Genomic DNA, 5025 nt, shown 5'->3' with positions numbered 1-5025 from the left:
CGGCGAGTACTTACTGGGTGGCGCCACTTCGTCCTCGTTTCCTTGTTCAGGACAACCCTATTGGGTGCCTGTCCGGAAACCTCGTGGCCCCTCACACATCCGTTCGGCCTCGTCACCGGACGCGGCAAGGTCGACCGCGATTGATGCGCGGCGCAGACCAGCGGCGATGGTACGCGCCAGCACATGGTGGTCTTCGGCTACCAGAACTCTCATGACCACCATGACATCAGCCAGCCAATTACAAACGCATAAGAAGCCCTAGTAGGACTCCGTTAGGTTGTTCTGGCTCTTGGGTTTGGGCTGGGGTGGATGTTCTGGGCATGGGGCGGTGGCAGGTGGTGCAGGTACCGGTCCAGCTGTTCAGCCGGTCCTGGATGGCGTTGAGGGTCTGGTAGAGGGTGAGTCCGCGGTATCGGCTTTTGGGGCTGTCGACGACGGCGTAATTCCCCACCCGAAACGCCATGAAATGGACCATGGGGACGGCGGCGCAGAAACCGTCGCGACCATGGGGACGGTGGCCGTGCGCCGAGATCCCCACGGCGCCAGAGTTTCCCGGGCCTCCCGATAGCCAGACCGTCGTTCAGGCTGGTCAGGGCAGTCCAGGGGGGCCGCAAGGCCAGCGCGGAGCGCCGCCGCAGGCGCCCTTGACGGACCGGATCAGCCGCACACTCAGCAGTCGGGCGGCCCGTGCCGGGCTCAGCCCAGGTGGGGAATTACGCCGACAGGATCATGCAGATCGTGGGGAATTACGCCGTCGCTGACATTCACTTCATGTGCGTCCACACCCCCAACATGCCCTCAAACAGGACCCCGAGACAGACCTAACGGAGCCCTACTAGGGCCTTTTAAGCCCTCACCGAAACGTGTTCCGTATTGGGTGCTGGGCAGGATGACCCAGACATCAGGTACGGGTGTGGACGGACTCTGAATCGCGTAGCACTCCGGTTGTTGAACGATGGGGGATCTTGCACAGCTCGCCAAGCACAGACTGTCCAGAGCCGGCCAGTGAGATAGCCGAATTGGCCACTGCCGGTCATTCCCGACGAACGACGTACCGCCGCCGTCGGCCACCCCCCGATCCTGGGCGGCGACAGAAGCGCATGGACGACCCGACGAAAGGACGCTGAATGCGGGTGCTGTTGTCTACATACGGGACACGTGGCGACGTCGAACCGCTGGTCGCACTCTCGGTGCGGCTGCGGGCGCTCGGCGCGGAGGTGCGGATGTGCGCCCCGCCGGACGAGGAGTTCGCCGAGCGGCTCGCAGGTATCGGAGTGCGGCTGGTGCCGGTCGGGCCGCCTGTAAGGGAGCTGATGCGGGGGAAGACCCTGCCCTCGGCAACGGACCTGGCCCGCTACCGGAATGAGTTGGTCGAGACACAGTTCGATACCTTCCCTGCGGCGTTCGACGGATGTGACGTGGTGCTGGCGGCAGGTCTGGGGCAGGTCGCCGCGCGATCCGTGGCCGAGGCCGCGGGTCTCCCCTACCTGTACGTGAGCTATGCGGCGGTCCACCTGCCGTCGCCCCACCACGCGCCACCACCGCGGCCGGGCTGGCCGGAGTCCGCAGTCGCCGATAACCGGACGCTGTGGGAGTTGGACGCCCAGAAAGTCAACGCGCAGTTCCGCGTGGCGCTCAACAGCCACCGGGCAGCAATCGGTCTGCCGCTGGTGGATAACGTGCGCGATCACATCCTCACCGACCGTCCGTGGTTGGCGGCGGACCCGATCCTGGGACCGTGGCCGGAGACCGCCGGGCTCGACGTCGCCCAGACAGGTGCGTGGACCCTCGCGGACGAACGGCCCCTCCCGGCTGACCTGGTGAGCTTCCTGAACGCGGGCGCCCCACCGGTCTACGTCGGCTTCGGCAGTGTGTCCCCGGCCGAAGGCGTCGTACGTATGGCCGTCGAGGCGATCCGCGCCCAGGGGCATCGCGTGCTCGTGTCCCGCGGGTGGGCAGACCTGGATCTCGTCGACGACGGAGACGACTGCTTCGCCATCGGCGAGGCCAACCATCAGAATCTGTTCGGCAAGGTGGCCGCTGTGGTCCACCACGGCGGCGCGGGTACGACGCTGACGGCGGCCCGTGCGGGCACGCCCCAAGTGGTGATACCTCTCCAGCTGTCGGACGCCCCCTACTGGGCAGGCCGGGTGGCGGCATTGGATCTCGGTGCGGCCCTTGACGCTCCGACCGCGACCGTCGCAACTCTGGGCATCGCGCTCAAGACCGCCCTGTCACCCGAGACCCGGGCGCGTGCGACGTCCCTGGGCAGCCGGCTCCGCACCGACGGGGCGGAAGTGGCTGCACGCCGGTTGGTTGACGAGTCTTGGTGAACGACGTTGGCCCCTGCGCTCGGAGCGCTCCGAGCGCAGGGGCCCCGGCCGGCCATTCTCACCGCCGATCGGCAACCCCGCCCGGGACCTCCCGGTCGGGAATCCTCAACGAAGCAGCCGACAGCGGCGACCCGCTCAGGCTGATGCGGCTGTTTGGCATCACCGAGCAGACCGCCATGCGCTGCGTCACCGCTGCCCACCCCGAACGAACCGCCCAACTGCCCAGGTAGCCTGCCTGGTTCAGCCCTAGAGGGCGGCGAGCCAGTCGGTCAGCAGACGGTTGACCTCGTCCGGGCGCTCCTGCTGAATCCAGTGGCCGCAGGCGTCCAAGAGGTGGGAGGCCGACAAGCCGGGGAGGGTGGTGGGGTAGGCGTCGATGGCGTCGGACATCCAGGTGGTGGAGGCGTCCAGGGTGCCGCCGATGAACAGGGACGGCTGCTTGATCGGGGCTCCGTGGTGCGGGGCGAGTTCTTCCCAGTCGCGGTCCATGTTGCGGTAGCGGTTGAGGGCGCCGGTCAGGCCGGTGCGCTCGAACTCCCCGGCGTAGACGTCGAGGTCGTCCTTGCTCAGCCAGGCCGGGAGGACCCCCGTGGGGAAGCGGTCTCGCAGCCGGCCGCCGGCGCGGGCAACGAAGTGGGGGTCGGGCTCGCCCTGGGCGGGCATGGTGTCGGCGGACAGGGCCGCGTAGAAGCCCGCGAGCCAGCCCCGGACGTCGGGCTCGATCTCCGCCTCGGCGCGGCCGGGCTTCTGGAAGTAGGAGACGTAGAACTCCTGCTCGGGCCCGCCGATCTGGCCGAAGATGTCGGTCGGGCGCGGGCCGCCGGGCGGAGCGTAGGGGACGCTCAGCAGGCCGACGGCACGAAAGACCTCGGGGCGGATCAGGGCCGAGGTGGAGGCAATGTTGGCGCCCCAGTCATGGCCGACCACCACCGCGTTCTCCTCGCCGAGGGCACGCACGACGGCAACGTTGTCCTCCACCAGGTCGAGCATCCGGTAGGCGTCGGTCGCCTCCGGCTTGGAGGAACGGCCGTAGCCGCGCACGTCGATTGCCACCGCCCGGTAGCCGGCCGCAGCGAGGGCCGGGAGCTGACGGCGCCAGGAGTACCAGGACTCGGGGAAGCCGTGGACGAGCAGGACCAGCGGGCCGGTGCCCTGCTCGACCAGATGCAGGCGCCCGGCTGGGGCCTCGACGGTGCGGTGGCGGAGCTCGGCGGTCGGCTCGGGCTGCATGGGCTTCTCCTCGATTCGCGGGTGGACGCGGCTACCCACCGATCATGCCGCGCGGCACCCGCCGACGCGATCAGCCTTGCCCTTCTGGCAAACTCCCAGGACAGAACGGTGGAGTGGCAACGGCAAGAAGGAGCGGGAAAGGTGGCAGTCGACGACGTGGACGGCACGCTGGCCGCCATGGGGCCCCGGTTGCGGGCCGCGCGCGAGCACCACAGCGCGACGCTCGCCGGTGTCAGCTGCGCGACCGGCATCTCGACCAGCACGCTGTCCAGGATCGAGACCGGCCGGCGCAAGCCCACCCTGGAGGTGCTGCTGCAGCTGTCGAAGGAGTACGACGTCTCCCTGGACGAACTGGCCGGCACCGCTCCCATGCCCGCCCCCGCAGCCGAGCCGCGCGCTACGGCGCCGCTGAGCTTCGGCGACGACAAGGCCGTGCTGCCTTTGACCCGGTACGTCGGCGGCCTGCACGCCCACAAGCACATCCTGCCCGCTCAGGACCCACCCGCGCGGCCCCGTCAGGTCTCCCACGACGGCCACGAGTGGCTTTGCGTCCTGTACGGGAGGCTGTGGCTCGCCCTCGGCGACCAAGACCTCATCCTGACCCCCGGGGACGTCGCCGAGTTCAACACCCGCACCCCGCACGGGGTGGCGAACGCCAGCCCCGGTGGACCGGTCGAGTATTTGATCATGTTCGGACCTCAGGGCGAGCGCCTACGGCCGCGCACCCCTCCAGCCGCTGGTCGCGGGAACGGCCAGCCGAATCGCGCCCAGGCCGGCCGCGAGGAACAGCCGTAGGATCCGGAACCCGCTCCGGCAAGACGGCGAAACCTCGACTTGCGCATAGGTTCGGGCCAAGGGCCGTCCAGATTCCCGGAACTCGCGCTACCGACCGTGCGGCGCAGAAGATCCGCCGCCAGGAGCAGGTCCACGCGTACGCCGAAGCCCAGCTCATCGCACTCGGAGCGCCGGTGCCGCGGGCCGGCTGCGCCCCAGCGATCTGGCTCCGGGAGGCCCTGATCGCGGTCGGCGCCCGCAACGTACGGCACCGCGAGCACACCGCTTCTGCGGACGGTTGCGGCGTGTTGCCGCTCGGCTGACGCCGCTACCAGCGCGACGGGCTCACATCTGATGACTACCGTCCAAGACACCCTCCAGCAGGCGGTCAGCCGGTCCCACGCCAAGATCCGGGTGGTTGAGCAGGCCGTCGCCACTCTCAAAGGCTGGCGGCTCCTGCGCAAGCTCCGCTGCTCGATCACGCGGATCTCCGGCCTCGTCCAGGCCGTCCTCTGCCTGTATCTCCCCAGCTCAGCCCGAGGATGGAAAACCTTCTGGCTCAGACACACAATGAGTGATGTGCATCGTGAATTCGCAGGTCACGGGCGTGGTGTGTGTTACGACTCGGGTACTCGTGCTGGTCGATGGCCGATGACCATCAGCGAACAGGCGGAGCAGCTTCACCGGC

General features: G+C 68.7%; 3 protein-coding genes and 1 pseudogene. 3 read left to right on the top strand and 1 reads right to left on the bottom strand.

Annotated elements, in window-relative coordinates; genetic code table 11:
• Positions 1–1127: 1127 nt before the first annotated feature.
• Entirely contained in the window at positions 1128–2333 is a 1206-nt protein-coding gene (locus ACWCQ1_RS51590; RefSeq protein WP_451030075.1) for a glycosyltransferase, read from the top strand.
• Between the two features lie 246 nt (positions 2334–2579).
• Here ACWCQ1_RS51590 and ACWCQ1_RS51585 read toward each other — a convergent pair whose 3' ends face one another.
• The gene (locus ACWCQ1_RS51585) at positions 2580–3563 is read right to left on the bottom strand and encodes an alpha/beta fold hydrolase (protein WP_451030074.1); all 984 of its coding nucleotides are present in this window, start codon (positions 3561–3563) and stop codon (positions 2580–2582) included.
• Positions 3564–3704: 141 nt separating this feature from the next.
• On the opposite strand from ACWCQ1_RS51585, the gene ACWCQ1_RS51580 reads away from it, so the two are divergent.
• Positions 3705–4358, top strand: a complete 654-nt coding sequence (locus tag ACWCQ1_RS51580; RefSeq protein ID WP_451030073.1) for a helix-turn-helix domain-containing protein — start codon at positions 3705–3707, stop codon at positions 4356–4358.
• Between the two features lie 357 nt (positions 4359–4715).
• Positions 4716–4874 (top strand): annotated as a pseudogene (locus tag ACWCQ1_RS51575) (IS5/IS1182 family transposase); the annotation flags it as partial.
• Positions 4875–5025: the final 151 nt, after the last annotated feature.

This window comes from Streptomyces sp. NPDC002144 (assembly GCF_053593695.1).
The sequence above is the reverse complement of the archived record's forward strand: the minus strand, read 5'-3'. Positions and strand labels throughout refer to the sequence as shown.